This is a genomic window from Actinomadura hibisca NBRC 15177 (assembly GCF_001552635.1).
Taxonomy (GTDB): domain Bacteria; phylum Actinomycetota; class Actinomycetes; order Streptosporangiales; family Streptosporangiaceae; genus Spirillospora; species Spirillospora hibisca.
The window spans coordinates 1-26,061 of the sequence record NZ_BCRO01000108.1; the positions used below are offsets into that span (position 1 = coordinate 1).

Consider the following 26,061-nt stretch of genomic DNA (forward strand, 5'->3'; position numbering starts at 1 on the left):
TCTGCAGGGACCCACCCAACCCCAGCCCCGCGCCCTACACCCGACCAGCAACCCCAGCCCGCGCGGGGTTGATCCAGGTGCCCACCAACCCCAGCCCGTGCGGGTTTTCTTCACTCGACCACCTACCCCAGCCCCGCGCCCCGCACCCGACCAACAACCCCGACCCGTGCGGGTTTTCCGCACCCGGCCAGCAACTCCAGCCCGCGCGGTTGATGCCCCCGTCCCCGGTGGCTGAGGTCGAGCGCTGCTGGGTTACAGGAGCACGTAGACGCACTTCCCGCCGCCGTCGGCGGCTTTCCAGCCGACTTGTCTGGTCAAGGTTTGCAGGATCGCCAGGCCCCTGCCGGACTCGGCCGTCAGGTCGAACTCTTTGAACTGCGGCAGCACGGGGGAGTTGTCGGCCACTTCCAGGACGGGGCCGGCCTCGGTCTTGTAGAGCCGCACCACGGCTTTGTCGCACGTCGTGTGCTTGGCGACGTTGCTCAGGAGTTCCGAGAGGGCGAGGCGGGCCACGTAGGAGTCGATGTCCCACTCGGTGAAGACGTCCGCGACCCAGGCGCGAGCGGAGTGAAGGCGGGCGGCGTCGGTTTCGATCACCAGCGAGAACATGTCGATCCCCTCGGGTAGTCGGTTTCTATGGCAGAGCCTCTCTTGTGGAGGGGATGCTGAGCGGCGCAAAGCATGCTGGTCAGAGCCGTTGCCGCGACTTTGTGTATGTCGCCGGTCGTCCTCGGTTATCAGGAGTCGAGATGCCGCAGCCCCCTGTTCCTGCTAGGAACTTCGCTGTTGTTGGAAGACCTCACACCACCTTCATCTGGTCCACCCTCAACTGCTAAAAAGCTTCGCTATTAGGCGCACGTCGTTCGCGATGAGAGGAAGCCCTCCGGGCGGTGGTGCACTTCGACCAAGGTGCGACGGGGCGAATGCCCCTAGGTGGCGGGACTTCAGGAGTCCCTTGTCGGACCACACGGGAACTTCAGTGGCTTGGTCTACTTGCCGCCCGGAGGGAGTTCTAGGGACTACTCCCCGACGATCTGTGAGGGCTTGTCGAGCCAGACCGTCTGGCCTTCCGCCGAGACCGTCAGGCCGAAGCGGCTGCGCTCGGGTTGCCCGATCGTGCACCAACGGAGCCAGGCTTCCGATACCTCCTGCCAAAGGTCTCGGTCGCCGTAGCTTGTGACCTCGTATTCGTTGGCGTCGGGGACGAACTCGACGGTTGCCCACGAGCCGTACTCCCGAGAGCCGGGGTAGGTCTCCCGCAGCCACAGCGTGGCCTCACCGGAACCGTCTTCCGCCTCGCACAGGTCGTACCGAATCCCCGGCGCCAGGGCAGTGATCATGACACCGCCGCCATAGGTCTCCCAGCCCGGCGCGTCGCCAGGCCGACCGACCATCTTCGGGTTGATCGTGGTGGAGTACTGCTCGGCGTCCTCCTGGTGGTGGAGGAAGGACTCCAACGTCCCTGATTCTGGACGCTGGGAACGAAGCATCATGTAGCCGGCCGAAGTGGTGAGTCGTCCCACCGCTTCATTGCCGAGCCGGGTGAGAGCGATCTTGTGTCCCTGCCCCCACGCAGGGCACCAGGGCATGACCGCCCTGCCTCCCAGCCGCAGCGCGGCCAAGAGGTTCCACGGGACGTCGGCGACACCGGCCGTCACATGGAGCCGATCGAACTCTTCAAGCGAGTTGAAGTCGAGTGCATCTGCGCTCAGCACATCGACGTTGATAGCGCCAAGGGCAGCGAGCCGTGCTTCCGCGGCTAGGGCCAAGTCCTCGTCCACCTCGATGGAAACGACACGGCCATGCGGGCCGACGATGCGCCCCAGCAGGCAAGCCGTCCATCCCGATCCGGTCCCGACCTCCAGAACGCGATCACCGGGCATCGGTTCCAGCAGTTCACCGAACTGGGCGACGACGCCGGGAGCCGATACCGAGGAGGTGAACCAACCTTGCCCACTGGCAGGGTCCCCCTGGCCATCATCGACCTGGGTGACGATCGAGGCGTCCGAGTAGACCGCCCAACGCCACTGCTCCGGCCGGGCGCGCTTGTCGATGGAGAAGGCCGGGGCGTCGTGATCCGGGATGGCCCATGCACGATCCGGCACGAACAACTCGCGCGGGACGTCGATGAACGCCTGCCTCCACTCAGACCGGGTGAGGTCGCCCTGGCCTGCCAGGAGGTGGATCAGGTCGTGTACGTCCTTGCCCGAGATCAGGCCAGGGACCTCATTCACTTCACGAACTCCTTCTGCTACCGCTTGCCGTCGCCGCTGTTGCCCTTGGTGTCGTCGCCCTTGCCACCGTGGCCGCCGCCCTGCGGGCTGTCGCCGTCGCTGCCCTTGCCGTCGCTGTCTCCCTTGCCACCGTGCTTGGCCATCACGACCTCCTGTAGATGGGACCTACTGATGGAACCGTCCGGCCGACTGCGGGGTCGCCGGGTTCTTGACCACCGGCCGGACGGGGTCATCGGGTTTCGACCACGGCGAAAACCGTCTTGCCCTTCGGGTCCGGGCGAACGCCGTAGTGACAGGCCAGAGCCTCCACGATGACGAGCCCCCTCCCTCCTTCATCGTGGAGGCTCGGCTCCTTACGGCGCGGCTCAGCAGGGGACGAGTCCCAGACCTCCACCGTGATGGAGCCTGGAACGTCCTCGGCGAGAGTCAGCTTGAAGGAGGGGGTGTTCTCGTTGACGACGTTGGTCACCAGCTCGGAGACCACCAAGCCGATGTTCTCCACGACGCGCGGGTGGACTCGCCAGATCTCCAGCTTGCGTTCGGCGATCCTGCGCACAACGCCGACGGCGGTGGGCACCGCCGGGAATTCACTCCTCATCAGGAGATGCCGGGTCTCCGTCGTCATCGCTGTCATCGTCTGTGTCCTCTGGCGCGGTGTGGACCTTGGTGGACCTTGGTGTCGGTTTCGGGGTCGGGCCTACAGAGAACACCTGCACAGAGGGCCTTGTCAGCAGCAGAATGGCCGGATGTAGTCGGATGCAACCGGATGTAACCGGATGCCGCGCAGGTCACGGAGGGCGGACCACTCAGGTATGGGTCAAGATGGAAGCCTCCCGGCGTCGTCGGAGATGATCGGCATCCTTCGCAACCGCCTTCTGCTGACGCAGGAGGAGCTTGCGAAGGAGATGTGCGACGTCGCCGACCCGCGAACCCGCAAGCACCTGCCGTCTCTTGTCAACATGGCCCGTCGCATCCGGGCGCACGAGGGAGGAGAACCTGTCGGAGCCAGGTACGCGGAGCTGTACCGCCGGGTCTGGGAGAAGCGCCGTCACGAGCTGACCGAGCCGGGACCCCTGGAACCGGCGGAGGCTCAGCTTGCTGTCGATCCCCTCGCACTTGCGTGGACAGTTGGGAGGCTTGATCAGCGCGTGGACCGAAGAACACTTCTTGGCCTCGCCGCGGCTGCGGTAACTGGGATTCCTGCTCTCGATCCCGCTGAACGTCTTATGAGGGTGCTCAATGGGCACAACCGGCCGGACGAAGAGATGGTCAGGCACCTGGAAGCACGAACGAAGGGGTTCCATCGCCTCGAAGAACACATGCCGGCCGTCCAGCTTTACGCGGCCCTGCAGACTCATCTAGGAGAGATCAGTGCTCTTCTGGAAGCAATCCGCTCTGACACCCTCCGCCAACGGCTCGCAGTGGCCGCAGGGGAATCCGCAGTGCTCGACTCCTGGTTCGCCTGGGAGTTGGGCGATGCTCGCAGAGCAGCGGAATCAGCTCGCCTTGTCGGCTACGCGTCCAGAGCCGGAGACGACCCGGCGACGGCCGCTTGCATGACCGGCTACCAGACCTACATGACCGGCAACAACCCGATCGTGGGGATGACGCTGGCCCAGAACGCGCTGGAACGCCTAGGAGAAAGCGACCTCGCCACCCGAGCGTGGCTCCTGGCACGCCTCGGCGAGGAAAGCGCCCTCGCAGGCGACAAGAAGACCGCGCTCAAGGCCATCCGAGAGGCCGAGCAGGTCTACGAGGAAGCCGACATCAGGCGGCGGCCGTGGACGTGCTTCCTGGACCCGGCCCGCTTCGCCTCCATGACACTGTCCGTCTATTCACGAATCAGGGAGGAGAACCGGGCAGTAGGGGCAAGTGAGCGAGTCTCGGCCTTCCTCGGTCCGGGTACGGAGACCAAGAAACTCTGCGTCGTGCAGGCGGACATGGCGCTGGCGATCTTCCGCCTCGGAGACGAGACCGAGGCAGTCAGGTTCGCCCGCCAGGCGCTCGACGCGACTGTAGCCATGGCGGCCCCACTCGGGTGGGACCGTCTTGACCAGGTTGTCGAGGAGTTCGCCAGCTCGAAGTCCCCGGCAACCCGCGGGTTCAGTCAGGAGTACACCGTTACGAGGCCGACGACGGCTCCGTCGTCTCTTCTTTGATCCATCGGATGTAGTCGCCGAGGCCCCCGACGATCGGCACAGCCACGATTTCGGGGGTCTCATAGGAATGAGCCTCCTTGACGGCCGTGGTGAGGGCGTCGAGGCGGTCTTCGGTCGTCTTCATGACGACCAGGAACTCTTCGTCGTGCGCCAACTCCCCCTTCCACCAGTACGAGGACGTGATCGGACCGCTGATCTGGGCGCAGGCCGCGAAACGGCCCTTGACGGCGGTCTCCACGACCTTCTCGGCCTCTTCACGGCTGCCTGCGGTCACGTGAACTTCGAGCGTCTGGGTCATGCTTCGACCCTAGCCGCGCCGGAAGGCTGTGGCAGGCCCCGCGGAACCCGGAGAAGCTCTAGCTAGTTGCTCCGTCCTGGCTGCCCTTCTGCACCCCTGGGTTTGTAGGCGTCCTTGTCGGCCGATACCGGCAGTCCGGCGGCGCGCAGATGGTGGGGTGCACCTCAGATCCGAGAGCTGGAAGAGAGGTGGAAGAGATGACGTCGAAGTGGCGGAAGTCCAGCTACAGCAGTTCCCAGGGTGATCACTGCGTCGAGCTCGCCGGTCGCGGGCCGGTTGTCGGGATCAGAGACTCGAAGGCTCCTGAGAGCGGTCATCTGGTGTTCGAGCGTGGCGTCCTGGCAGTCCTGGTCAAGCGCTTGAAGGAGTCCTGAGTTCCGGGGCTCCGCCGTGCCCTCAGTCCTTCTCCCCGTCCGGCTAGGGTGCTGGGATGGACGACCCTCTGGTCGCGCGGATGCGCGGATTCGGTACCACCATCTTCGCCGAGATGTCGGCGCTGGCCACGCAGACCGGTGCCATCAACCTCGGGCAGGGGTTCCCCGACGAGGACGGGCCGGCCGCCATGCTCGACGTCGCCGTCGAAGCCATCCGCAGTGGTGGCAACCAGTATCCGCCTGGGCCCGGTCTCCCCGCGCTGCGCGAGGCCGTCGCCGAGCAGAAGCGCGACCGTTACGGGCTGGTCTATGACCCCGCCACCGAGGTCTACATCACCGTCGGCGCCACCGAGGGCATCGCGGCGTCGGTGCTCGCGTTCGCTGGCCCTGGGGACGAAGTCATCGCCTTCGAGCCCACCTACGACTCTTACGCCGCGACGGTTGCGTTGGCCGGGGCGACCCTCGTCCCTGTACTGCTGCGGCCAGAAGGTGGGCGCTTCACCTTCGACCCCGACGAGCTGCGGGCCGCCGTAGGGCCGAGCACTCGGATGATCCTGGTGAACTCGCCGCATAATCCGGCTGGCACTGTTTTCACCCGGGCTGAGCTGGAGGTCATCGCGGATGTCTGCCGGGAGCATGACCTCATCGCCCTGACCGACGAGGTGTACGAGTACCTCACCTTCGACGACGCCGAGCATGTCCCGCTGGCGACGTTGGACGGGATGCGGGAGCGCACCGTCACCGTCTCCTCGGTCGGCAAGACCTTCTCCGTGACCGGCTGGAAGACCGGCTGGGTCACCGGGCCCGCCCCCTTCGTCCGTGCCGTCCAGACCGTCAAGCAGTTCGTCACCTACGCCGTCGGCGGGCCCTGGCAGCAGGCCACCGCTTACGCCCTCCGGAACGAGCTCGGGTGGGTCGAGGAACTCCGCAAGTCCCTGCAAGGCAAGCGCGACCGGCTCATCACCGGGCTGGAAGCCGCCGGGTTCACCACCTTCCGCCCCCAGGGCACCTACTTCGTGCAGGCCGACATCCGCCCCCTGGGATTCGCCGACGGCATGGAGCTGGCCCGCGCCCTCCCCGACAAGGCCGGAGTCGTCGCCATCCCCACCCAGGTCTTCTACCAGCACCCCCAGGCCGGAGCCCCCTTCGTCCGGTTCGCCTTCTGCAAGCAGGACCACGTCATCGACGAAGCCGTCCAGCGGCTCGCCCGTCTCTCCTGAAACCCGGGTGTAAACGGCGGGCCCCTTCCGGGACTACTTCACGAAACCTCCCCCCGACCCCGAAGGGGCCTTCGTGGATGACCCCGAAACACGCTTCACCCAGCTGTACGACACCCACTACCGGCGGGTGATGGCCTACGCCCTCACCCACGCCGAGCCCCACACCGCCGAGGACATCGTCAGCGAGACCTTCCTCATCGCCTGGCGGCGGTTCGGCGACGTCGGCGACCCTGCCCTGCCCTGGCTCCTCGGCGTCGCCCGCAACCTGCTCCACAAGCAGCGCGCCGGTGGGCGGCGCGGCCGGGATCTGGCCGAGCGCATCAAGGTCCTGAGCGGGCCCGCCGATCTGGCCGCCTGGGACGTCGCCGACCACGTCGTGGAGCGCGACGCGGCACTGGCCGCCATCGCCGCCCTCCCCGAACGCGACCTGGAGACCCTCGCGCTCGTCACCTGGCACGGGCTGGAGCCGCGCCAGGCCGCCAAGGTCGTCGGCTGCTCGGCGGCGGCCTTCTTCGTCCGCCTGCACCGCGCCCGCAAGCGGCTCGCCCGTGCTCTGGAGGCGGGCCCCGCCCCGCGTCCCGCCACCCCTGCGGTCGTCCGGGAGGCGGCCCGATGACTTCTGGAGCGATGATGAAGAACTCGTCCGAAAGCGCCTTCGCCGACCTGCGCCCGGTCGCGGTCGACGAGATGGCCGACGACGCGTTCGCGCGGCGGCGTGACGCCGATCTCTCGCGTGCGATGTCCGCCGCGCCCGGCAAGGCGGCCCGGTCCCGGCGGCCCATGCTGCTGGTGGCCGGGCTCGCGGCGGGGGCCGTCGCCGTCGGCGGTGCCGTGGTGCTCAATGACGGCGGCGACACGGGCCCGGTCGCCGTCCAGGGGCCGTCCGACGTCCTCGACGCCCGGTCGGTCCTGCTGGCCAGCGCCCAGAAGGCCGCGCAGGCCTCGGCCACCACCGGCCGCTACTGGTACGACCGCGAGCGCATCACCGCGCGCGTCGGCGTCCTTGCGAAGAAGGGGACCAAGAACCGCTCCCGCACGCCCCTGCCCTTCACCGCCTACACCGTCCACACCCAGGAGCACTGGCTCGCCCGCGACAAGGGCGACCCCACCCGGTCGGTCGTCGGCATCGACCGTGAGGACCGGTTCGCCACGCCCGCCGACAAGGCCGCGTGGCAGCGGATGGGGTCGCCCGAGCTGGAGCCGTGGTCCCGCAAGCGCAAGGTGAACGACTACCGGGAGCCGATGCGCCTGACCATCGGCAACAAGCAGGTCACCTTCGCCGAGCTGGCCAAGCTCCCCGGGAACGCCGCCGGGCTGGAGGCCGAGCTGCGCCGCCGGTACACCGCCGACGTCAAGGACCCCAAGGACCCCCTCAACGGCACCTTCGCCCAGTACGTCTGGGTCATCGCCCAGGACCTGCTGGCCGGGCCGGTCCCGCCCGCCGTGCGCGGCGCGCTCTACCAGGTGCTCGCCAAGCAGCGCGGCCTGCGGACGGGCGGGCGCGTCAAGGACCAGCAGGGCCGCCCCGGCGTCGCGATCCTCATGGCCGCGGAGAAGGGCTCCCGGCACGTGTCCGGGGCCTACCTCGCTGAATCCCGGCTGATCGTCTCGCCGGACACCGGGGAACTGCTGGCCTACGAGGCGCGCGCGGTGGGCGGCGCGCTGCTGCTGTCGGTCGTCCACGAGGACTCCGGCTGGACCCGGAAGCCGGGCGCGCGCCCCTGAGGTTGCCGAACCGGCGGTGCGGCTTGGGCGGATTTCGCCCGTGAACGGCGGCCGCCCGCCGGTCTACCTTCGGCGGACGACCCGACGACGGCCGAGGAGCAGCCCGGTGCCCGATCCGATCGAAGTCCGCAAGATCCCCATCGAGAGCGTGACCGACGCCTCCGGCCTCGCCCGGCTCATCGACGACGGCGTGCTGGCGGCCGACCGGGTCCTGGCGGTCGTCGGCAAGACCGAGGGCAACGGCGGCGTCAACGACTACACCCGGCTGCTCGCCGACCGCGCCTTCCGCGAGGTGCTGGTGGCCAAGGGCACCCGGAGCGAGGACGAGGTGCGGCAGGTCCCGCTGGTCTGGTCGGGTGGCACCGACGGGGTGCTCAGCCCGCACGCCACCGTCTTCGCCACCGTGGACCCCGCGTCCGCGCCGCGCACCGACGAGCCCCGGCTGTCGGTCGGCGTGGCGATGAGCGAGGTCGTCCGGCCCGAGGACATCGGCCGGCCCGCCATGGTCGAGACCGTCGCCGCTGGAGTCCGCAAGGCAATGGAGGCCGCCGGGATAGCCGACCCCGCCGACGTCCACTACGTCCAGACCAAGACCCCGCTGCTCACCCTGGACACCATCAACGACGCCCGGCGGCGCGGCCGCACCGTCGTCACCGACGACACGCTCAAGTCGATGGACATCTCCAACTCCACCACCGCCCTCGGCATCGCCGTCGCGCTAGGCGAGATCGGGCCGCCGGAGGCCGAGCAGATCCACCACGACCTGGCGCTCTACTCGTCGGTGGCCTCCTGCTCGTCCGGGGTGGAGCTGGACCGCGCTCAGATCGTGGTCGTCGGCAACGTGCGCGGCATCGGCGGCCGCTACCGCGCCGGGCACGGTGTGATGAAGGACGCACTGGACGCCGACGGCATCTGGGACGCGATCCGCGGCACCGGGCTCGACCTGCCCGACCGCCCGCACCCCGACGATCTCGACGGCCGCCTGGTCAACGTGTTCGTCAAGTGCGAGGCCGACCCCTCCGGCACCGTCCGGGGCCGCCGCAACATCATGCTCGACGACTCCGACGTGCACTGGCACCGCCAGATCAAGGCGTGCGTCGGCGGCGTCGCCGCCTCGGTCACCGGCGACCCGGCCGTCTTCGTGTCGGTCGCGGCGGTGCACCAGGGCCCCTCCGGCGGCGGCACCGTCGCCGCGATCGCCGACCTCGGCTGAGCCGCCCCGGCGGTCGCGCAGAGTATCCCGTTAAGCACCCGGTGCGGTCGCCGGAGGCTATAGCCTTCCAGGCGTGTCCGGAAAGACCATTCCCCAGCCCCAGTTCCCCGACGACGACGGCGGGGCCGACCCGCGGCTGCGCGAGGCGCTGGCCGGATACGCGGCCGGCCGCGTCGGCGAGCACACCGTGCTGCGCGAGCTGGCCGACACCCGCCTGCTGGTGCCGGTGGTCGCGGTGCTGACCGAGGAGGAGCAGGTCGCGCCCGGCGAGCTGCGCCGAGAGAAGTCCAGCGACATGGCGCTGCCGACGCTGGTCGGCGAGGACGGCCGCCGCGGCGTGCTCGGCTTCACCTCCACCGAGACGATGCGGGCGTGGCGGCCCGACGCGCGCCCCGTCGCGGTGCACTCGCGGCAGGCGTGCCTGGCGGCGCTGGATGAGGGCGCGCACGCCCTGGTGGTGGACGTGGCCGGGCCCGTGCCGTTCGCGGTGGACGGCATCCGGCTGCACCTGCTGGCCGAGGGCCGCGCCGTCCCGCCGCCGCACGAGGACCCCGAGGTGCTGGCCGCGATCGAGGCCGCGTTCGGCTCCGAGCCCGGCGTGACCGGCGTGCGGACGGCCAAGGGCGTGGACGCCGAGCTGGCGGTGCGGTTCGCGATCGTGCCCGGCCACGACGAGCGCGTCACGGTGCAGCGGGTGTCGGACCGGCTCGCCGAGGTGCTGCGCGGTCGGATCGTCGGCGGCGTGGAGCTGAACGTCCACCGGCGCTGACTGCGCGCCGGGGAAAACGGCTGGCCGAAACCGGCCGGGTTCGCCAGGCTGGGGCGATGGGCCTGGCCGACGACTTCATCGACAACGGGTTCGTGCGCGTCGACCGCGCCGTGCCGGACGACCTGGTGGACGCGTGCCGCACGATCCTGTGGTGCGACACCGGATGCGACGCCGACGACCCCGCCACCTGGACGCAACCGGTCGTGCGGCTCGGGCACTACGCCCAGCCGCCGTTCCGCGCCGCCGCCAACACCCCGCGCCTGCACGAGGCGTTCGACGCCCTGGTGGGCAAGGGCCGCTGGCAGCCGCAGGGCGGCCTCGGCACGTTCCCGGTGCGCTTCCCCAGTGAAGACGACCCGGGCGACGCGGGCTGGCACATCGACGTCAGCTTCCCCGGTGACGACCCGGCCGACTTCATGGCCTACCGCGCCAACGTCTCCTCCAAGGGCCGCTGGCTGCTGATGCTCTTCCTGTTCTCCGACGTGGGGGAGCACGACGCGCCCACCCGCGTCCGCGTCGGCTCCCACCTGGACGTGGCGCGCCTGCTGGAACCGCACGGCGAGGACGGCCTCGACGCCATGGAGATCGCCGAACGGGCCGACGCCGCCACCGAGCACCGCCCCGTCGCCCTCGCCACCGGCCGCGCGGGCGACGTCTATCTGTGCCACCCGTTCCTGCTGCACGCCGCGCAGCCGCACCGCGGCACCGAGCCGCGCTTCATGGCCCAGCCGCCGCTGCTGCCCGCCGAGCAGCCGCGCCTCGACCGGTCCGAGGCCGAACGCTCGCCCGTCGAGACGGCCATCCTGCGAGGTCTGGGGCGCTGACCGCGCCTACGCTGAGCCCCAGATCCCCTTCGCAGGAAAGAGCCCGACCGTGCCGACCTCGACCGTCCCGACCTCGACCGTGCCAGCCCCGACCACGTTGACCATGCAGGACGCCCTGCTCCGCCTCACCGCGTTCTGGGCGGCGCGCGGCTGCCTGATCACCCAGCCGATGAACACCGAGGTCGGGGCGGGCACCCTCAACCCCGCCACCGCGCTGCGCGTGCTCGGCCCCGAACCGTGGCGCGTCGCCTACGTCGAGCCGAGCGTGCGGCCCGACGACTCCCGCTACGGCGACAACCCCAACCGGCTCCAGACCCACACCCAGTTCCAGGTGGTCCTGAAGCCCGAGTCCGGCGACGCCCAGCGCCTCTACCTGGACAGCCTCGCGGCCCTCGGCGTGGACCTCGCCGCGCACGACGTGCGGTTCGTGGAGGACGACTGGGCCTCCCCGGCGCTCGGCGCGTGGGGGCTGGGCTGGGAGGTGTGGCTGGACGGGCTGGAGATCACCCAGTTCACCTACTTCCAGCAGGCGGGCGGGCTGACGCTCGATCCCGTCGCGGTCGAGATCACCTACGGGATGGAGCGCATCATGATGGCGCTCCAGCGGGTCGCGCACTTCAAGGACATCGCCTACGCGCCGGGCGTGCCCTACGGGGAGGCGTTCGGGCAGGCCGAGTACGAGATGAGCCGCTACTACCTGGACGAGGCCGACATCGACGCCGTCCGGGGCCTGTTCGAGACCTACCTCGGCGAGGCGCGGCGCATGCTGGCGGCGCGGCTGCCGGTGCCCGCCCACTCCTACGTGCTCAAGTGCTCGCAGGCGTTCAACGTGCTGGACGCGCGCGGCGCGATCGGCACCACCGAGCGGGCCCGCGCGTTCGCCCGGATGCGGGGCCTGGCCCACCAGGTCGCCGAGCTGTGGGTGGAGCGCCGCGCCGAGCTGGGGCATCCGCTGGGGGACGCCGCCGTCCGCGCCGTCCCGGCCGTCGAGCCCGCCGACCTGCCCGAGATCAGCGCGCCCGGCACGTTCGCGCTGGAGATCGGGGTGGAGGAGCTGCCGTCGCGCGAGGTCGAGCGCACCGCCCAGCACGTCGCCCAGCGCCTGACGGAAGGGCTGACGGCGGCCGGGCTCTACACCGGCGCGTCGGAGATCGAGTGCTACGGGACGCCGCGCCGGATCATCGCGGTGGTCACCGGCGTCGCGCCGCGCGAGCCCGACACCGAGCAGGTCGTCAAAGGGCCCCGGCTCACCGCCGCCTACGACGCCGGCGGCGCGCCCACCAAGGCGCTACTGGGGTTCGCGCGCGCCCAGGGGATCGACCCGGCCGAGGTCGGGACGGTCACGGTGGGCAGCGGGGAGTACGCCGGGTTCACCCGCCGCGTCACCGGCCGTCCGGCGGCGCGCGTGCTGGCGGAGCTGGTGCCGGAGATCGTGACGGGGCTGCGCGCCGACAAGAACATGCGGTGGAACGCGCCGGGCCTGTCGTTCGCGCGGCCGATCCGCTGGCTGGTCGCGCTGCTGGACGAGCACGAGATCCCCGTCACCGTCGCGACGATGACGGCGGGCCGCACCACCTACGACCGCGACCGCGCCCCGCTGACCGTCCCCGACGCCGCCGCCCTGGTCGCCACGCTGCGCGCGGCGGGCGTCGAGCCGTCGGCCGCGCGCCGCCGCGACCGGATCGTCACCGACGCCCGCGCGCTGGCCGGGCAGGTGGGTGGCACGGTGGACGCCGCCGCCGAGAGCGCGCTGATCGACGAGATCGTCAACCTGGTGGAGGAGCCTGTCGGCGTCCTCGGCTCGTTCGACCCCGCCTACCTGGAGCTGCCGCCGCAGATCCTCACCACCGTCATGCGCAAGCACCAGCGCTACCTGCCGGTGCGGTCGGCCGACGGGACCCTGTTGCCCCACTTCGTCACCTTCGCCGACGGGACCTGCGACCACGACGCCGTCCGCGCGGGCAACGAGGCGGTGCTGCGCGCCCGCTACGAGGACGCGTCGTTCTTCTTCGCCCAGGACCTGCGGCGCACCCCCGAGGAGATGAAGCGCGGCCTGGACCGGCTCACCTTCGCCGACCGGCTCGGCTCGATGGCCGACCGCTCGGTCCGCGTGGACGCGATCGCCGAAGAGCTGGCGGGGCGGCTGGAGCTGACCGACGCCGAGCGCGAGACGCTGAGCCGCGCCGGGGAGTTGGCCCGCTTCGACCTCGCCTCGGCGATGGTGATCGAGCTGTCCGGGCTGGCCGGGACCATGGCCCGCGAGTACGCGCGCCGCGCGGGCGAGGCCCCGGCCGTCGCCGAGGCGCTGTACGAGATGGAGCTGCCCCGCTCCTCCGGCGACGCGCCGCCGTCCGGCGCGGTGGGGGCGGTGCTGGCGGTCGCCGACCGGCTGGACCTGCTGGCCGGGCTGTTCGCGGTCGGGTCGGCCCCGACCGGCGGCTCGGACCCGTTCGGGCTGCGCCGCGCCGCGCTCGCCCTGACCGCGATCCTGCGCGCCCACCCCCGGCTCGCGCCGATCACGGTGGGGGAGGGGTTGGCGATCGCGGCGCGGCACCAGCCCGTCCCGGTGCCGCCGGAGGCCCTGGCGGAGGCGGGGCGGTTCGTGGCCCGCCGCCTCGAACAGAGCCTGCTGGACGAGGGCCACCCCGTCGCGGTGGTGCGCGCCGTCCTGCCGCACGCCGGGTCGCCCGCCTACGCCGAGCAGGCCGCCGCCGACCTGGGCAAACTGGTCGGGGACGCGCGCTTCCAGCGGCTCACCGCCGCGTTGCAGCGGGTGTTGCGCATCCTGCCCGACGACGCTGTGCCCGGCTACGACCCGGCGCTGTTCACCGAGCGGGCCGAGCACCGGCTGCACGAGGCGTTCACCGGCGTGTGCGCCGCCCTGCCGGTGCGGGTGGGCCTGCCGGAGTTCACCGAGGCCGCGTTCCCGCTGGCCCACCCCATCGACCTGTACTTCGACGAGGTGATGGTGATGGCCGAGGACCCGGCCCTGCGCGCCAACCGGCTGGGCCTGCTCGCGTCCATCCGGGAGCTGGTCGGCGGCGTGCTGGACTGGCGGGAGACCCCTTAGAACCGGGTCACTCAGAAGCAGGTCGCTCAGAACCAGGTCATCGGGACGCCGTGCGCCGCCCCCTCGCCCAGCACCCGCGTCCGGCCGTCGCCGGGCCACAGGCGCAGGGTGAGCGGGTACAGCAGGTCCGTCCCCCACACCTCGAACGCCAGGTGCGCGAGCGGGGCCGTCGCGGTGGCGGCGGCCCCGGCGGCCTCCAGGCTCGCGGTGACCCGCGCCTGCTCCTCGGCGGGCAGGTACATCCACATCACCGAGTGCCACACGACCGTGACGACGCCCTCGCGCGGCTCCAGCCCGGCCACGAAATCGCCCGCGCCCTGGCGGACGACCGTGGCCGGGACCCGCGCGGCCAGCTCCAGCGCGGCGCGCAGCCGCCGGGCGCGTTCGGGCTGGTCAGGCCATACGTACGACAGCAGGCGCAGGCGCGCGGCCGGGTCGGCGGGGTCCAGCGGCGTGAGGTCGCAGCCGAGCCGTTCCACGATCCGCAGACCGGCGTCCACCGGAGGCGTTCCGCCGCGCCACGCCTCGGGCAGCGTCACCGGCGAGTCGGTGGGCCCGTAGGCGTCGTTGTAGCGGAAGTGGTCGGCCCGCAGGTTGAGGCCCGCGCTCGCGCCCAGCTCCAGCAGCCGCACCGGCAGGCCGGTCTCGGCGGCGACGGTGAGCAGGCCACCGGCGAGCGCGGCGGCGCGGCCGACCTCGTTGGTCTGCGGCGGGTCGGCCAGCCCGGCGCGGATCTCGTCCTCGTGCTCGACCAGTACCGCGCGGAACGCGGGCCAGGCGGCCAGGGGATCGGCGGTGCCTCCGACGGTCGGGTAGTGCGCGGCCAGCTCGGGGACGCGGCCTTCCAGGACGAGGCGGTGCACCGTCCCCAGCAGCCGGAGCGCGAGCGCCCTCTCGTCGCGTCCGCGCAGCAGCCGCGCGACCGGCCCGCCCGCCCGGTAGTCGTCGGCGGCGCGCGCGAGCAGCTCGGCGTACATGGGCGCGCCGGTGTCGGCGCAGTAACGGGCCTGGAAGCGCAGGACGTCGAAGGGATCGGTCATGCCAGCTCCTTGATCAGCAGTTCGCTCCGCTCGACCCAGTACGCCAGGCCCAGCCGTCGGTGGACGTCGAGCGCCGCGCGGGCGTGCGCGTGCGCCCGGACGGAGTCGCCCAGGCGGTGCGCCAGCTCGGCCAGCACCTGGTGGGCCGAGCCCAGGCAGGCGCTGCCCATGCCCCCCACCACCAGCAGGTCGGCGTGGGGCGCGAGCCGCTCGTAGAGGGCGGCGGGGTCGGGCGTGCCGAGGCGCGCGGCGACCAGGCCCCAGACCGGGACCAGGAAGTCGCCCACCCAGTCGTCGGCGACCTCGTGCCCCCAGCGGCCGATCAGCTCGCGCGCGAGGCCGGGCCGTCCCGCCTCCACGGCCGCCAGCACCGCCACCGGCCGCAGCGGCGACTGCGCGGGATCCTCGGCGGTGGCGACCAGGTCGTCCAGCAGCTCGGCCCCCCGGCCCTGCCCGCGCCGGATCGCGAACAGGGTGACCAGCGTCCGGAACTCCCGGCCCCACAGCGCCGACCCGAACCGCATCACGGTGTGGCGGCCGAGCAGGTCCTCGGCCTCGGCCCAGCGGCCGTCGAGCGTGGCGCGGGCCGTCTGGGCGATGCGGACCATGCCCTCCAGCTCGGGCCGCCCCACCTCCAGCAGCCGTTCGCAGCGCGCCAGCTCGCGGTCCCAGCGCGCCAGGTCGCCCGCGCGCAGCAGGCACGCCATCAGCGACACCCGCGCCACCATCTCCGCGCCGCGCTGCAACCCGGGCAGCTCCAGCATCTCCTCGGCCGCCCGCAGCCGCGCGGCGTTGCGGCCCGGCGCGAACGCCGCGAGCAGGTAGTTGGCCAGCACGCGGGCGCGCAGCGCCGGGTCGCCGGTCCGGCGGGCCAGCTCCACCGCCTCGGCGGCCGCGTCCTCGCCCTCGCGGCGGCGCGGCCCGTAGACCAGCGCGACGCCCTTGACGCCGAGCAGCAGCGCCCGGTCGGCGTCGGGCAGCGGCTCGGCCAGCAGCTTCTCCACCACCGCCACCAGGCGGCCGTCCACCGTGCCGTAGGGCCACCAGTTCCACAGGGCCGGGCCGCCGAACACCGCGACGGCGGCGATCAGCGCGGGCCGGTCGCCGGTGCGCTCGGCCAGCTCGATCGCCTCCTCCAGCGCGCGGTAGGCGGCCTCGGGCTCGCCGACGACGCGCCGCGCCTGCCCCAGCTCGGTCAGCAGGTGGCAGCGGGCGGCGTCGTCGCCGGGCGGGGTGTGGGCCAGCGCGAGTTCCAGCAGCGCCACGGCCTCGGCGCAGGCGAGGCGGTCGGCGGCGTCGCGCGCGGCGCGGGCGGCGTGCGCGGCGGCCCTGGCCGCGCCGCCGACCTTCGCGGCCAGCGCGAAGTGGTGCGCCAGCACGGCGGGCGGGACGTCGGGGCGGGGCTCCAGGGCGTGGCCGACGCGCAGGTGCAGGCGGGCGCGCCTCGCCCGGCCCAGGCCCGCGTACAGCGCGTCCTGGACGAGGGCGTGCGCGAACACGTAGTCCGGGCCGTCCGGGGGCTCGACCAGCAGGCCGGTCGCCACGGCCGGGTCGAGCGCCGACAGGACGTCCGCCACGGGCAGGTCCGCCACCGCCGCGACGACCTCCGCGTCGATCTCGCGGCCCGCGACGGCGGCGGCCCGCAGCAGCGCGCCGGTCTCCTCCGGCAGCCGGGCGACGCGCTGCTCGATCACGTCGCGCGCGCCGCCGGGCACCCGCCGCCCGCCCGCGTCGGGCAGGTCGCCCAGCCGCAACACCTCGCCCAGGTAGAACGGGTTGCCGCCGGTGCGCTCCAGCAGCGCCGCGACCCGCTCGGGCCCGGCGTCCGCGCCGCGCGTGCGCAGGTAGTCGGCGACCTGCGCGGCGGTGAACGGGGCCAGCTCGATCCGCTCGGCGTGCGGCTGCCGGGCCAGCGCGCCCAGCGTCTCGCGCAGCGCCGCCGGACGCGCGCCCGGCTCGGGGCGCAGCGTCGCGGCCACCAGCACCGGGCGGCCGGTGACCGCGTCGGCCAGGTGGGACAGCAGGCGCAACGACGACACGTCGGCCCAGTGCAGGTCGTCCAGCACGATCATCAGCGGGCCGCCCGCCGTGAGCGCGGCCGTCACGCGCTCGTACAGCTCGAACAACGCCGCACCCGCGTCCGGAAGACCCGGATCGGGCGGGCTCCCGTCGCGGGCGCCGCCGGACAGCGGGACCGCGTCGCCGGTGACCTCCCGCAGGATCTGCGTCCACGGCCAGAACGCGGGGCAGGTGCCGTCCGGGCAGCGCCCCCACGCCAGCCGGAACCCGCGCGCGGCGGCCAGCCCGGCGGCCGACCGCGTCAGCCGCGACTTGCCGACCCCGGCCTCGCCCGAGATCAGCAACACCCCGCCCTCGCCCCGCCGGGCCCCGGCCAGCCGCCGTTCCACCACCTCCAGTTCGGCGTCCCGGCCGACCAGCCGCTCTCCGGGCACCGGCCGGACGGGCTCCGGCGGCGCGACGGCCACCGGCGGCGGCACGCCCAGCCCCGGGTCCTGCGCGAACACCGCGCTCTCCAGCTCGCGCAGCTCCGGGCCCGGCTCCAACCCCAGCTCGCCCGACAGCCGCTCGCGAACCCGGCGCAGCGCGCCCACCGCGTCGGCCTGCCGCCCGGCCCGGTACAGCGCCAGCACCAGCAGCCGCCACGCCCGCTCCCGGTACGGGTGCTCGGCGACCAGCGACTCCAGGCCCGGCACCGTCACGGCCGCCTCGTCCACCGCCAGCCGCGCCTCGAACAGGTCCTCCAGCGCCACCGCCCGCAGCTCCGCCAGCCGCGCCACCAGCGGCCGCGCGAACTCCTGGTCGGCGAACTCGCCCAGCGGCTCGCCGCGCCACAGCGCCAGCGTCCGGTCCAGCGCGCCGACCGCCTCGCGGTGCGCGCCCCGCGCCAGCGCCTGCCGCCCCTCGGCGGCCCCGGCCGCGAACCGCTCCAGGTCCACCCGCCCCGGCGCGACCGCCAGCAGGTAGCCGGGCTCGCGGGTCAGCAGCACGCGCGGCGGCGTGCGCGGGGCCCGGTCCGGCTCCAGCACCCTGCGCAGGTGCGCGACGTACGCCTGGAGGGTGCGGGTGGCCCCGGCGGGCGGCTCGCCCGACCAGAGCTCCTCCACCAGCCGGTCCAGCGACACCACCCGGCCCGGCTCGGCCGCCAGCATCGCGGTCAGCGCGCGCTGCTTGCGGACCCCGAGGTCGAGCACCCGCCCCGACGCGTCGGCCACCTCCAGCGGCCCGAACAGCCGGAACGTCAGCTCTGCCGCCATCTGTCACCCTTCGCTCCGGAAAACCCAGGTCACAGCGTAGGACCCGACCCCAGCCCGATCCCAACCCGATTCCAGCCCGATTCCAACCGCCGTCCGCGAAAGTGATCACACCGAACGGAAGGAACGGACCATGGACATCGCGAACGAACTGCGCAAGATCATCGACGGGACCGTGCTGGCCCCCGGCGACCACGGCTTCGACCGGGCCCGGCGGCCCTGGAACCTGACGGTGGACCAGCCGGTCCGCGCCGTCGTGGAGGCCGCGCACGCCGCCGACGTCGCCGCCCTCGTCCGGCACGCCCGCCTGGCGGGCCTGACCGTCACCGCCCAGCCCAGCGGCCACGGCGCGAGCGGCACGACCGACGGCCTCATCCTGCTGCGCACCGGACGGCTGGACGAGCTGACCATCGACCCGCAGGCCCGCACCGCCCGCGCCGGAGCAGGCGTGAAGTGGGGCCAGGTCCTGAAGGAGACGAGCCCGCACGGGCTGCTCGGCCTGGCGGGCAGCTCCCCGGTCGTGTCGGTCACCGGCTACACCCTCGGCGGCGGCCTGAGCTGGTTCGGCCGCAAACACGGCTGGGCCGCCGACCACGTCCGCGCCTTCGACGTCGTGGACGCCGACGGCACCCCAGCCCGCGTGACCGCCGACTCCGACCCCGACCTGTTCTGGGCGCTGCGCGGAGGCGGCGGCGACTACGCCCTGGTCACCGCGATCGAGTTCGACCTGCACCCCGCGCCCGTCCTGTACGGCGGCCGCATGGTGTGGAGCGCCGACCACGCCCCCGCCCTCCTGGACGCCTACCGCGAGGTCACCGCGACCGCGCCCGACGAGCTGACCGTCTGGTACGAACTGCTCCAGATCCCCGGCGCGCCCCCGACGGTGGTGGTGGACAGCACCTTCCTGGGCGACGCCGCCACCGCCGAGGACCTGCTGCGCCCCTTCGAGAAGGCCGCCGCCCCGAACTCCGACACGCGCGCCGTCCTCCCGATCGCCGACCTCGGCACCATCACCGCCGAGCCCACCGACCCCGCCCCCGGCCGCTCCCGCGCCGAACTCCTGACCGGCGTGGACGACCGGACCGCCGCCACCCTCCTGGAGCGCCCCATCGACCCGCTGCTCACCGTCCAGCTCCGCCACTTGGGCGGCGCGCTGTCCCGCCCCGCCGACAACGGCGGCGCGACCGGCCCCCTCACCGAACCGCACGCCCTCTACATGCTCGGCGCGGCCCCCGACCGCGACGCCGAGACCGCCGTGCGCGAGCGGCAGGACGAGATCGCCACCGCCCTCCTGTCCCAGACCAGCGGCCGCAAGCCCTACACCTTCCTGGCCCCGGGAGAGACGGCCGCCGCAGCCTTCACCGCCGGCACGCTGGAGCGCCTGCGCGACGTCAAGCGCTCCCACGACCCCCACGGCGTCTTCCGCGCCAACTACCCCATCCCGGGATGATCTCCCGGCCCGTCCCGGGTCCGGCCGGTCTCAGAGGCTGGACTCGGGACACGGGCGGGTGCCCGGAGTTAATAGGATCGAGCCATGCTGCGCTGGTTGACCGCGGGGGAGTCCCATGGCCCGGCCCTCACCGCGATCGTGGAGGGCCTTCCCGCCGGAGTCCGTGTGACCTCGGCCGACATCGCCGAGGAGTTGCGCCGGCGGCGGCTCGGCCACGGCCGGGGCGCCCGGATGAAGTTCGAGCAGGACGAGGTCACGATCCTGGGCGGGGTCCGGCACGGGACCACCCTGGGCGGGCCGGTCGCCGTCGAGGTGGGCAACACCGAGTGGCCCAAGTGGGAGACGGTCATGTCGGCCGACCCCGTCGACCCCCACGTGCTGGCCGCCCAGGCGCGCAACGCGCCGCTGTCGCAGCCCCGGCCCGGCCACGCCGACCTGGTCGGGATGCAGAAGTACGGCTTCACCGACGCCCGGCCGATCCTGGAGCGCGCCAGCGCCCGCGAGACCGCCGCCCGCGTCGCGCTCGGCACCTTCGCCAAGGCGTTCCTGAAGCAGGTCCTGGACGTGGACGTGCTCAGCCACGTGATCGTGCTCGGCGAGGTCGAGGCCCCCGAGGGCGTGCTGCCCGGCCCCGGCGACCTGGCCGCGGTGGACCACAGCCCGGTGCGCTGCTTCGACGCCGACGCCTCCGAAGCCATGGTCGCGCACGTCGACGACCTCAAGAAGGCCGGCGACACCATCGGCGGCGTCGTCGAGGTGCTGGCCTACGGCCTGCCGCCCGGCCTCGGCAGCCACGTGCACTGGGACCGGCGGCTGGACGCCCGGCTCGCGGGCATCCTCATGGGCATCCAGGCGATCAAGGGCGTGGAGCTGGGCGACGGGTTCACCACCGCGCGCCGCCCCGGCTCCCGCGCGCACGACGAGATCGACAACACCCCCGGGGGCGTGCGGCGGCGCACCAACCGCGCCGGCGGCGTCGAGGGCGGCATGACCACCGGCGAGGTGCTGCGGGTGCGCGCGGCGATGAAGCCGATCTCCACGGTGCCGCGCCGCCTGGACACCATCGACGTGACCACCGGCGAGCCCGCCAAGGCCATCAACCAGCGCAGCGACGTCACCGCCGTCCCGGCCGCCGGGGTGGTCGCCGAGGCGATGGTCGCGCTGGTGCTGGCCGACGCCGCGCTGGAGAAGTTCGGCGGCGACTCCGCCGAGGAGACCGCGCGCAACGTCCAGGGTTACCTGTCCGCGCTGACGATCAAGTGAGGACCGCGATGCGCCCCCAGGCAGTGCTCATCGGGCCGCCCGGCTCCGGGAAGTCCACCGTCGGCGCGGCGCTGGCCGCCCGGCTCGGCGTCGCGCTGCGCGACACCGACGCCGACACCGAGGCCGCCGCCGGGAAGCCGATCGGCGAGATCTTCATCGACGACGGCGAGGAACGGTTCCGCGAGCTGGAGCGCGCCGCCGTCGCCGCCGCGCTGGCCGAGCACGACGGCGTGCTGGCGCTCGGCGGCGGCGCGGTGCTCGCCCCCGAGACGCAGGAGCTGCTGGCCGGGCACACCGTCGTCTACCTCCAGGTCGGGCTGTCGGAGGCGGTCAAGCGCGTCGGGCTCGCGTCGGCGCGGCCGCTGCTGGTGCTGAACCCGCGCAGCCAGCTCCGCAAGCTGCTGGAGGAGCGGCTGCCGATCTACGAGCGGCTCGGCGTGCTGCACGTGGCGACCGACGGCCGCGGGCCGGACGAGATCGTCGAGGAGATCGCGGCGCACCTGGCGGCGCACGCGCCGGAGGAGACGGCATGAGCCACGCCCGCGTGCACGTCGGCGGGGCCGACCCCTACGACGTGGTGATCGGCGCCGGGGTGCTCGGCGAGCTGCCCGGCCTGCTGGGGCCGGGCGCGCGCACCGTCGCGGTGGTGCACGCCGAGGGCCTGCCGGAGATCGCCCGCCCGGTGTGCGGGGCGCTGGAGCAGGCCGGGTACGCGGTGCACGCGCTGCCGGTCCCCGACGGCGAGGCGGCCAAGGAGGTCGGCGTGCTGGCCGGGTTGTGGTCGCGGTTCGCCGAGCTGGGCATGACGCGCTCCGACGTCGTGGTCGGCGTCGGCGGCGGCGCGACCACCGACCTGGCGGGCTTCGCCGCCGCGTCCTGGCTGCGCGGCGTGAAGGCCGTGCTGGTGCCGACGACGCTGCTCGGCATGGTCGACGCCGCCGTGGGCGGCAAGACCGGCGTCAACATCCCCGAGGGCAAGAACCTGGTCGGCGCGTTCCACCCGCCCGCCGGGGTGTTGTGCGAGCTGTCCACGCTGCTGACGATGCCGCAGGAGGACTACATCAGCGGCCTCGCCGAGGTGATCAAGGCCGGGTTCATCGCCGACCCCGTCATCCTGGACCTGGTGGAGGCCGACCCCGAGGGCGCGGCCCGCCCCGACGGCCCGCACACCCGCGAGCTGGTCGAGCGCGCCGTCCGGGTGAAGGCCCAGGTGGTGTCGGCCGACCTCAAGGAATCGGGCCTGCGCGAGATCCTCAACTACGGCCACACCCTCGCGCACGCGATCGAGAAGGCCGAGGACTACCGGTTCCGGCACGGCCACGCCGTCGCGATCGGCATGGTCTACGCCGCCGAGCTGGCCCGCCGCGCCGGGCGGCTGCCCGCCGGGGTCGTGGACCGGCACCGCGCGATCCTGGCCTCGGTGGGCCTGCCGACCTCCTACGCGGGGGAGGCGTGGCCCGCACTGCGCAAGACCATGACCATCGACAAGAAGTCGCGGGGCGCGACGCTGCGCTTCGTCGTGCTGGACGGGGTGGCCGCGCCCGGCCGCCTGGAGGGCCCCGACGAGGACCTGCTCGCCGCCGCCTACCGGGAGGTCGCCAAGTGAACCGCGTGCTGGTGCTGAACGGCCCCAACCTGCGCAGGCTGGGCACCCGCGAGCCCGACGTCTACGGCGCGGCGACCTTCGACGACCTGGTCGCGCTGTGCCGCGACGCGGGCCGCGGGCTCGACCTGTCGGTTGAGGTCCGGCAGACCGACGACGAGGCCGAGATGCTCCGCTGGGTGCACGAGGCCGCCGACGAGCGGCTGCCGGTCGTGCTGAACCCGGCCGCGTTCACCCACTACTCCTACGCGCTGCGCGACGCCCTCGCCCAGCGCACCGCGCCGCTGGTGGAGGTGCACATCTCCAACCCGGCCGCGCGGGAGGAGTTCCGGCACAACTCGGTGGTGGCGGGCGTGGCGACCGGCACGATCGCCGGGTTCGGCACGATGTCCTACGTGCTGGCGTTGCAGGCGGTCGCGGAGCTGCTCGCCGAGGAGAGCGCCGCCGCCGGGCGCTGAGCCAGGTACTTCGGGCGGCGGACGTCGGCGACGTCCGCCGCCCGCTGCTTTCCGCCTGTCGTCTACCGTCGCGCGCCGCCTGCCGCCTTCGCTGGGCTCAGCCCGACTCCGCCGCCGCCCGCGTCAGTTCCTTCAGCTCGGCCACCACGTCGTCCAGCGGCCGCACGTCCCGGTGCGCGCGGCACAACACCGTCGCCCCCTCCACGGCCGCGACGATCAGCCGTGCCAGCCGCGCCGCCCGCTCGTCGGGCACCCCCGCGTTGCCCAGGCCGGTGGCCAAGGTGTCCTCCCACCGGTCGAACACCGCCGCCGCCGCCTTCGACAGCTGCGGCGCGTCGTCGTGGGACTCCACCGTGACCGCCACCACCGGGCAGCCCGCCCGGAACTCGCTCCTGATCAGCACCTGCCGCCACCAGCCCACGAACGCGTCCACCGCCGAGGCCGCGTCCTCGCCCTGCGTGGCCGCCTCGATGCCCATGTTGAGGAACTCCCCGGCGTAGCGCACCGCCTCCTCGGCCAGCTGCACCTTGCCGCCGGGGAAGTGGTGGTAGATCGAGCCGCGCGGCGCGCCGCTGTGCGCGATCACGTCCCGGAAGCCCGTGCCCGAGTACCCGCGCTCGCGGAAGAGATAGGCGGCGCTGCGCACCATGCGTTCCCGGCTGTCGGTCCCCATGGGCACCGATTATGACATTCATCATAAGCTTTGCGGCTTGACTATGACGATCGTCATAGCAACGCTGTGCTGGACGGTCGTCGCAAGGAGGCACGGATGTCCACCGCAGGGCTGGAGCAGCTCAAGGAGCTGCTCACCATGGGCACGGAGCAGGGGATCGGCGTCGGCGCCCTGCTCGGCATGACCGTCGAGAGCCTGGAGCCGGGCCGGGTGGTGTTCGGGCTCACCACCGACCCCAAGCACCGCAACCCGCTCGGCACGGTGCACGGCGGCATCCTGTCCACGCTGCTGGACTCGGCCATGGGCTGCGCGGTGCACACCTCCCTGCCCGAGGGCGCCGGGTACACCACACTGGAGCTGAAGGTGAACTTCGTGCGCGCCGTCCCCGTCGAGGGCGTGGGGCTGCGCTGCGAGGGCTCGGTGGTGCACCTGGGCCGCAAGGTCGCCACCACCGAGGGGCGCATCACCGACGAGAACGGCAAGCTGATCGCGCACGGCACCAGCACCTGCATGGTGTTCCCGCCGGTTACCGGCCAGTAGCACGCTCGGTAGGCTCGGCGGGCGGGCCCGGACAGGCGGCCCGCCCGTGCCCCGGACAAGGAGACCGAAGTGATCGACCTGCAGCGCGACGGCGACGTGTTCGTCCTGCGGTACGACGATGGCGAGAACCGCTTCCACCCCGACTTCCTGGCGGCGGTGGACAAGGTGCTGGACGAGGTCGCCGCGCACGACGGCCCGGCCGCGCTGGTCACCGTCGGCACCGGCAAGTTCTACTCCAACGGCCTGGACCTGGAGTGGGTGAACGCCAACCAGGACCGCTTCGAGGAGTACCTGAAGAGCGTCAACGCCCTGTACGCGCGGCTGCTGGAGCTGCCCGCGCCGACCGTCGCGGCGCTGAACGGGCACGCCTTCGCCGGCGGCATGATGCTCGCCCTCGCCCACGACTTCGCGGTGATGCGCACCGACCGGGGCTACCTGTGCCTGCCCGAGGTGGACCTCGGCATGAGCTTCACCCCCGGCATGAGCGCGCTCATCCAGGCGCGGCTGACCCCGCACGTGGCGCACGAGGCCATGATCAGCGGCCGCCGCTACACCGCCGAGCAGGCGCGGGCGGCCGGGATCGTGGCGCGCACCGCGCCCGAGGCCGAGGTGCTGCCCGCCGCGATCGAGCTGGCCGCGTCGCTGGCGCCCAAGCAGGGAAAGGTCGTCGGCAAGATCCGCGGCGACATGTACCGGCCGGTCATCGAGACGCTGCGCGGCCCGGTCTTCTGACCGGGACTGGGCCGCGGGCCCGGTGAGCGCTAGGTTACGGTCAACTGGAATCAGATTCGGTTTTACGGAAGGGACGCCGGATGCGCATCGGCATGGCGCTCAGCTACTCGGGCGGTTTCAAGGAGACCGTCAGCGAGCTGGCCGACTACGAGAAGGCCGGCCTCGACATCGTCTACGTCGCCGAGGCCTACAGCTTCGACGCGGTGAGCCAGATGGGCTACATCGCGGCCAAGACCGAGAAGCTGGAGATCGCCTCCGGCATCCTGCCGATCTACTCGCGGACGCCCACCCTGCTCGCCATGACGGCGGCGGGCCTGGACTACGTCTCCGAGGGCCGCTTCACGCTGGGCATCGGCGCCTCGGGCCCGCAGGTCATCGAGGGCTTCCACGGCGTGCCCTACCACGCCCCGCTCGGCCGCACCCGCGAGGTCATCGAGATCTGCCGCAAGGTCTGGAAGCGCGAGCGCCTCCAGCACCAGGGCAAGTACTACACCATGCCGCTGCCCGAGGGCCAGGGCACCGGCCTGGGCAAGCCGCTGAAGATCATCAACCACCCGGTGCGCGCCGACATCCCGGTGCTGGTGGCCGCGATCGGCCCCAAGAACGTCGAGCTGACCGCCGAGATCGCCAACGGCTGGGAGCCGATCTTCTACCTGCCGGAGAAGGCCGCCGACGTGTGGGGCCCGTCGCTGGCGGCGGGCAAGGCCAAGCGCGACGCCTCGCTCGGCGAGCTGGACGTGGTCGGCCAGGCCGCGCTCGCCATCGGCGACGACGTGCAGGGCTACCTGGAGTTCGGCCGCCCGATGGCCGCCCTGTACATCGGCGGCATGGGCGCCAAGGGCAAGAACTTCTACAACGACCTGTGCCGCCGCTACGGCTGGGAGAAGGAGGCGGAGGAGATCCAGGACCTCTACCTCGCCGGCAAGAAGGACGAGGCGGCCGCCAAGGTCCCCTACGAGCTGCTGGAGAAGATGTCGCTCATCGGCTCCGAGGGCCACGTCCGCGAGCGCCTCGCCGCCATGAAGGAGTCGGGCGTCACCACCCTGAACGTGACCCCGATCGCGCAGGACCACAAGGCCAAGCTCGCGCTGATCGAGAAGGTCAAGGAGATGGCCGCCGACGTCTGACCGGCCTGATCCCGCAA

At 72.7% G+C, this 26,061-nt stretch carries 25 protein-coding genes; 17 read left to right on the top strand and 8 right to left on the bottom strand.

Annotation, left to right across the window (positions count from 1 at the left end):
- Positions 1-252: 252 nt before the first annotated feature.
- From AH6_RS37110 to AH6_RS37120, 4 genes are all read right to left on the bottom strand, one after another.
- Positions 253-609 (bottom strand): ATP-binding protein, encoded by a 357-nt coding sequence (locus tag AH6_RS37110; protein ID WP_067489923.1) that lies wholly within the window; start codon positions 607-609, stop codon positions 253-255.
- Between the two features lie 410 nt (positions 610-1,019).
- The gene (locus tag AH6_RS37115; RefSeq protein WP_083983833.1) at positions 1,020-2,234 is read right to left on the bottom strand and encodes a protein-L-isoaspartate O-methyltransferase family protein; all 1,215 of its coding nucleotides are present in this window, start codon (positions 2,232-2,234) and stop codon (positions 1,020-1,022) included.
- 17 nt (positions 2,235-2,251) lie between these two features.
- A complete protein-coding gene (locus AH6_RS46870) occupies positions 2,252-2,377 on the bottom strand; it encodes a hypothetical protein (protein WP_281180303.1) in 126 nt (41 codons plus the stop codon).
- An 86-nt stretch (positions 2,378-2,463) separates the two neighbouring features.
- Complete coding sequence (locus AH6_RS37120; protein WP_169807965.1) at positions 2,464-2,859, bottom strand: ATP-binding protein; 396 nt, start codon at positions 2,857-2,859, stop codon at positions 2,464-2,466.
- Between the two features lie 223 nt (positions 2,860-3,082).
- Between AH6_RS37120 and AH6_RS44405 the strand changes: the two genes are divergently transcribed.
- Complete coding sequence (locus tag AH6_RS44405) at positions 3,083-4,393, top strand: NsdA family TPR-like regulatory protein (RefSeq protein WP_157431949.1); 1,311 nt, start codon at positions 3,083-3,085, stop codon at positions 4,391-4,393.
- Here the strand turns inward: AH6_RS44405 and cutA are convergent.
- On the bottom strand, positions 4,356-4,691 hold the full coding sequence (gene cutA / locus AH6_RS37135) for a divalent-cation tolerance protein CutA (protein WP_067489934.1): 336 nt from the start codon (positions 4,689-4,691) through the stop codon (positions 4,356-4,358). The two genes, AH6_RS44405 and cutA, sit on opposite strands and share 38 nt — an antisense overlap.
- Positions 4,692-4,888: 197 nt before the next feature.
- Between cutA and AH6_RS37140 the strand changes: the two genes are divergently transcribed.
- The 8 genes from AH6_RS37140 (at position 4,889) to AH6_RS37175 (ending at position 13,886) form a co-directional block, all read left to right on the top strand.
- A complete protein-coding gene (locus tag AH6_RS37140; RefSeq protein WP_083983837.1) occupies positions 4,889-5,065 on the top strand; it encodes a DUF397 domain-containing protein in 177 nt (58 codons plus the stop codon).
- Between the two features lie 56 nt (positions 5,066-5,121).
- Positions 5,122-6,285 (top strand): pyridoxal phosphate-dependent aminotransferase, encoded by a 1,164-nt coding sequence (locus tag AH6_RS37145; RefSeq protein ID WP_067489940.1) that lies wholly within the window; start codon positions 5,122-5,124, stop codon positions 6,283-6,285.
- A 73-nt stretch (positions 6,286-6,358) separates the two neighbouring features.
- The gene (locus AH6_RS37150; RefSeq protein ID WP_245679634.1) at positions 6,359-6,901 is read left to right on the top strand and encodes an RNA polymerase sigma factor; all 543 of its coding nucleotides are present in this window, start codon (positions 6,359-6,361) and stop codon (positions 6,899-6,901) included.
- Positions 6,898-8,010: a CU044_5270 family protein gene (locus AH6_RS37155; RefSeq protein WP_157431950.1), complete on the top strand. Its 1,113-nt coding sequence runs from the start codon at positions 6,898-6,900 to the stop codon at positions 8,008-8,010. The genes AH6_RS37150 and AH6_RS37155 overlap by 4 nt, the downstream gene beginning before the upstream one ends.
- Positions 8,011-8,116: 106 nt before the next feature.
- Complete coding sequence (gene bar / locus AH6_RS37160) at positions 8,117-9,223, top strand: barbiturase (RefSeq protein ID WP_067489947.1); 1,107 nt, start codon at positions 8,117-8,119, stop codon at positions 9,221-9,223.
- A 73-nt stretch (positions 9,224-9,296) separates the two neighbouring features.
- On the top strand, positions 9,297-9,992 hold the full coding sequence (locus AH6_RS37165; RefSeq protein ID WP_067489950.1) for an SseB family protein: 696 nt from the start codon (positions 9,297-9,299) through the stop codon (positions 9,990-9,992).
- A gap of 56 nt (positions 9,993-10,048) precedes the next feature.
- Positions 10,049-10,816, top strand: coding sequence for a phytanoyl-CoA dioxygenase family protein (locus tag AH6_RS37170; RefSeq protein ID WP_067489953.1), 768 nt, complete (start codon positions 10,049-10,051; stop codon positions 10,814-10,816).
- Positions 10,817-10,865: 49 nt separating this feature from the next.
- Positions 10,866-13,886, top strand: a complete 3,021-nt coding sequence (locus tag AH6_RS37175) for a glycine--tRNA ligase (protein WP_245679635.1) — start codon at positions 10,866-10,868, stop codon at positions 13,884-13,886.
- A 26-nt stretch (positions 13,887-13,912) separates the two neighbouring features.
- Here AH6_RS37175 and AH6_RS37180 read toward each other — a convergent pair whose 3' ends face one another.
- A complete protein-coding gene (locus AH6_RS37180; RefSeq protein WP_067489956.1) occupies positions 13,913-14,926 on the bottom strand; it encodes a DUF2332 domain-containing protein in 1,014 nt (337 codons plus the stop codon).
- Positions 14,923-18,201, bottom strand: a complete 3,279-nt coding sequence (locus tag AH6_RS37185; protein WP_067489959.1) for an ATP-binding protein — start codon at positions 18,199-18,201, stop codon at positions 14,923-14,925. The genes AH6_RS37180 and AH6_RS37185 overlap by 4 nt, the downstream gene beginning before the upstream one ends.
- Before the next feature lie 130 nt (positions 18,202-18,331).
- Here AH6_RS37185 and AH6_RS37190 point away from each other — a divergent pair, with 130 nt between their 5' ends.
- From AH6_RS37190 to aroQ, 5 genes are all read left to right on the top strand, one after another.
- Positions 18,332-19,648: an FAD-binding oxidoreductase gene (locus AH6_RS37190; protein WP_067489962.1), complete on the top strand. Its 1,317-nt coding sequence runs from the start codon at positions 18,332-18,334 to the stop codon at positions 19,646-19,648.
- 84 nt (positions 19,649-19,732) lie between these two features.
- Positions 19,733-20,911: a chorismate synthase gene (gene aroC / locus AH6_RS37195; protein WP_067489965.1), complete on the top strand. Its 1,179-nt coding sequence runs from the start codon at positions 19,733-19,735 to the stop codon at positions 20,909-20,911.
- Positions 20,912-20,919: 8 nt separating this feature from the next.
- Positions 20,920-21,444, top strand: a complete 525-nt coding sequence (locus AH6_RS37200; protein WP_067489968.1) for a shikimate kinase — start codon at positions 20,920-20,922, stop codon at positions 21,442-21,444.
- Positions 21,441-22,517 (top strand): 3-dehydroquinate synthase, encoded by a 1,077-nt coding sequence (gene aroB / locus AH6_RS37205; protein ID WP_067489971.1) that lies wholly within the window; start codon positions 21,441-21,443, stop codon positions 22,515-22,517. The genes AH6_RS37200 and aroB overlap by 4 nt, the downstream gene beginning before the upstream one ends.
- Positions 22,514-22,972 carry a type II 3-dehydroquinate dehydratase gene (gene aroQ / locus AH6_RS37210; protein ID WP_067489974.1) on the top strand — a complete coding sequence of 153 codons (459 nt, stop codon included), beginning with the start codon at positions 22,514-22,516 and terminating at the stop codon, positions 22,970-22,972. The genes aroB and aroQ overlap by 4 nt, the downstream gene beginning before the upstream one ends.
- 97 nt (positions 22,973-23,069) lie before the next feature.
- Here aroQ and AH6_RS37215 read toward each other — a convergent pair whose 3' ends face one another.
- Positions 23,070-23,645: a TetR/AcrR family transcriptional regulator gene (locus tag AH6_RS37215; protein ID WP_067489977.1), complete on the bottom strand. Its 576-nt coding sequence runs from the start codon at positions 23,643-23,645 to the stop codon at positions 23,070-23,072.
- 96 nt (positions 23,646-23,741) lie between these two features.
- Here AH6_RS37215 and AH6_RS37220 point away from each other — a divergent pair, with 96 nt between their 5' ends.
- From AH6_RS37220 to AH6_RS37230, 3 genes are all read left to right on the top strand, one after another.
- Positions 23,742-24,185 carry a PaaI family thioesterase gene (locus AH6_RS37220; RefSeq protein ID WP_067489980.1) on the top strand — a complete coding sequence of 148 codons (444 nt, stop codon included), beginning with the start codon at positions 23,742-23,744 and terminating at the stop codon, positions 24,183-24,185.
- 69 nt (positions 24,186-24,254) lie between these two features.
- A complete protein-coding gene (locus tag AH6_RS37225; RefSeq protein ID WP_067489983.1) occupies positions 24,255-24,917 on the top strand; it encodes an enoyl-CoA hydratase-related protein in 663 nt (220 codons plus the stop codon).
- 80 nt (positions 24,918-24,997) lie between these two features.
- The gene (locus AH6_RS37230; RefSeq protein ID WP_067489986.1) at positions 24,998-26,044 is read left to right on the top strand and encodes an LLM class F420-dependent oxidoreductase; all 1,047 of its coding nucleotides are present in this window, start codon (positions 24,998-25,000) and stop codon (positions 26,042-26,044) included.
- Positions 26,045-26,061 lie beyond the last annotated feature (17 nt).

Bases quoted from the DNA above. Each gene is read 5' to 3' on its own strand.
- AH6_RS37140 (WP_083983837.1), top strand. From the start codon at position 4,889: ATGACGTCGAAGTGGCGGAAGTCCAGCTACAGCAGTTCCCAGGGTGAT.
- AH6_RS37145 (WP_067489940.1), top strand. From the start codon at position 5,122: ATGGACGACCCTCTGGTCGCGCGGATGCGCGGATTCGGTACCACCATC.
- AH6_RS37155 (WP_157431950.1), top strand. From the start codon at position 6,898: ATGACTTCTGGAGCGATGATGAAGAACTCGTCCGAAAGCGCCTTCGCC.
- AH6_RS37220 (WP_067489980.1), top strand. From the start codon at position 23,742: ATGTCCACCGCAGGGCTGGAGCAGCTCAAGGAGCTGCTCACCATGGGC.
- AH6_RS37170 (WP_067489953.1), top strand. From the start codon at position 10,049: ATGGGCCTGGCCGACGACTTCATCGACAACGGGTTCGTGCGCGTCGAC.
- AH6_RS37180 (WP_067489956.1), bottom strand. From the start codon at position 14,926: ATGACCGATCCCTTCGACGTCCTGCGCTTCCAGGCCCGTTACTGCGCC.
- AH6_RS44405 (WP_157431949.1), top strand. From the start codon at position 3,083: ATGATCGGCATCCTTCGCAACCGCCTTCTGCTGACGCAGGAGGAGCTT.
- aroB (WP_067489971.1), top strand. From the start codon at position 21,441: ATGAGCCACGCCCGCGTGCACGTCGGCGGGGCCGACCCCTACGACGTG.
- AH6_RS37185 (WP_067489959.1), bottom strand. From the start codon at position 18,201: ATGGCGGCAGAGCTGACGTTCCGGCTGTTCGGGCCGCTGGAGGTGGCC.
- AH6_RS37215 (WP_067489977.1), bottom strand. From the start codon at position 23,645: ATGGGGACCGACAGCCGGGAACGCATGGTGCGCAGCGCCGCCTATCTC.
- cutA (WP_067489934.1), bottom strand. From the start codon at position 4,691: ATGACCCAGACGCTCGAAGTTCACGTGACCGCAGGCAGCCGTGAAGAG.
- aroC (WP_067489965.1), top strand. From the start codon at position 19,733: ATGCTGCGCTGGTTGACCGCGGGGGAGTCCCATGGCCCGGCCCTCACC.
- AH6_RS37120 (WP_169807965.1), bottom strand. From the start codon at position 2,859: ATGACGACGGAGACCCGGCATCTCCTGATGAGGAGTGAATTCCCGGCG.
- AH6_RS46870 (WP_281180303.1), bottom strand. From the start codon at position 2,377: ATGGCCAAGCACGGTGGCAAGGGAGACAGCGACGGCAAGGGCAGCGAC.
- AH6_RS37230 (WP_067489986.1), top strand. From the start codon at position 24,998: ATGCGCATCGGCATGGCGCTCAGCTACTCGGGCGGTTTCAAGGAGACC.
- AH6_RS37200 (WP_067489968.1), top strand. From the start codon at position 20,920: ATGCGCCCCCAGGCAGTGCTCATCGGGCCGCCCGGCTCCGGGAAGTCC.
- AH6_RS37110 (WP_067489923.1), bottom strand. From the start codon at position 609: ATGTTCTCGCTGGTGATCGAAACCGACGCCGCCCGCCTTCACTCCGCT.
- AH6_RS37190 (WP_067489962.1), top strand. From the start codon at position 18,332: ATGGACATCGCGAACGAACTGCGCAAGATCATCGACGGGACCGTGCTG.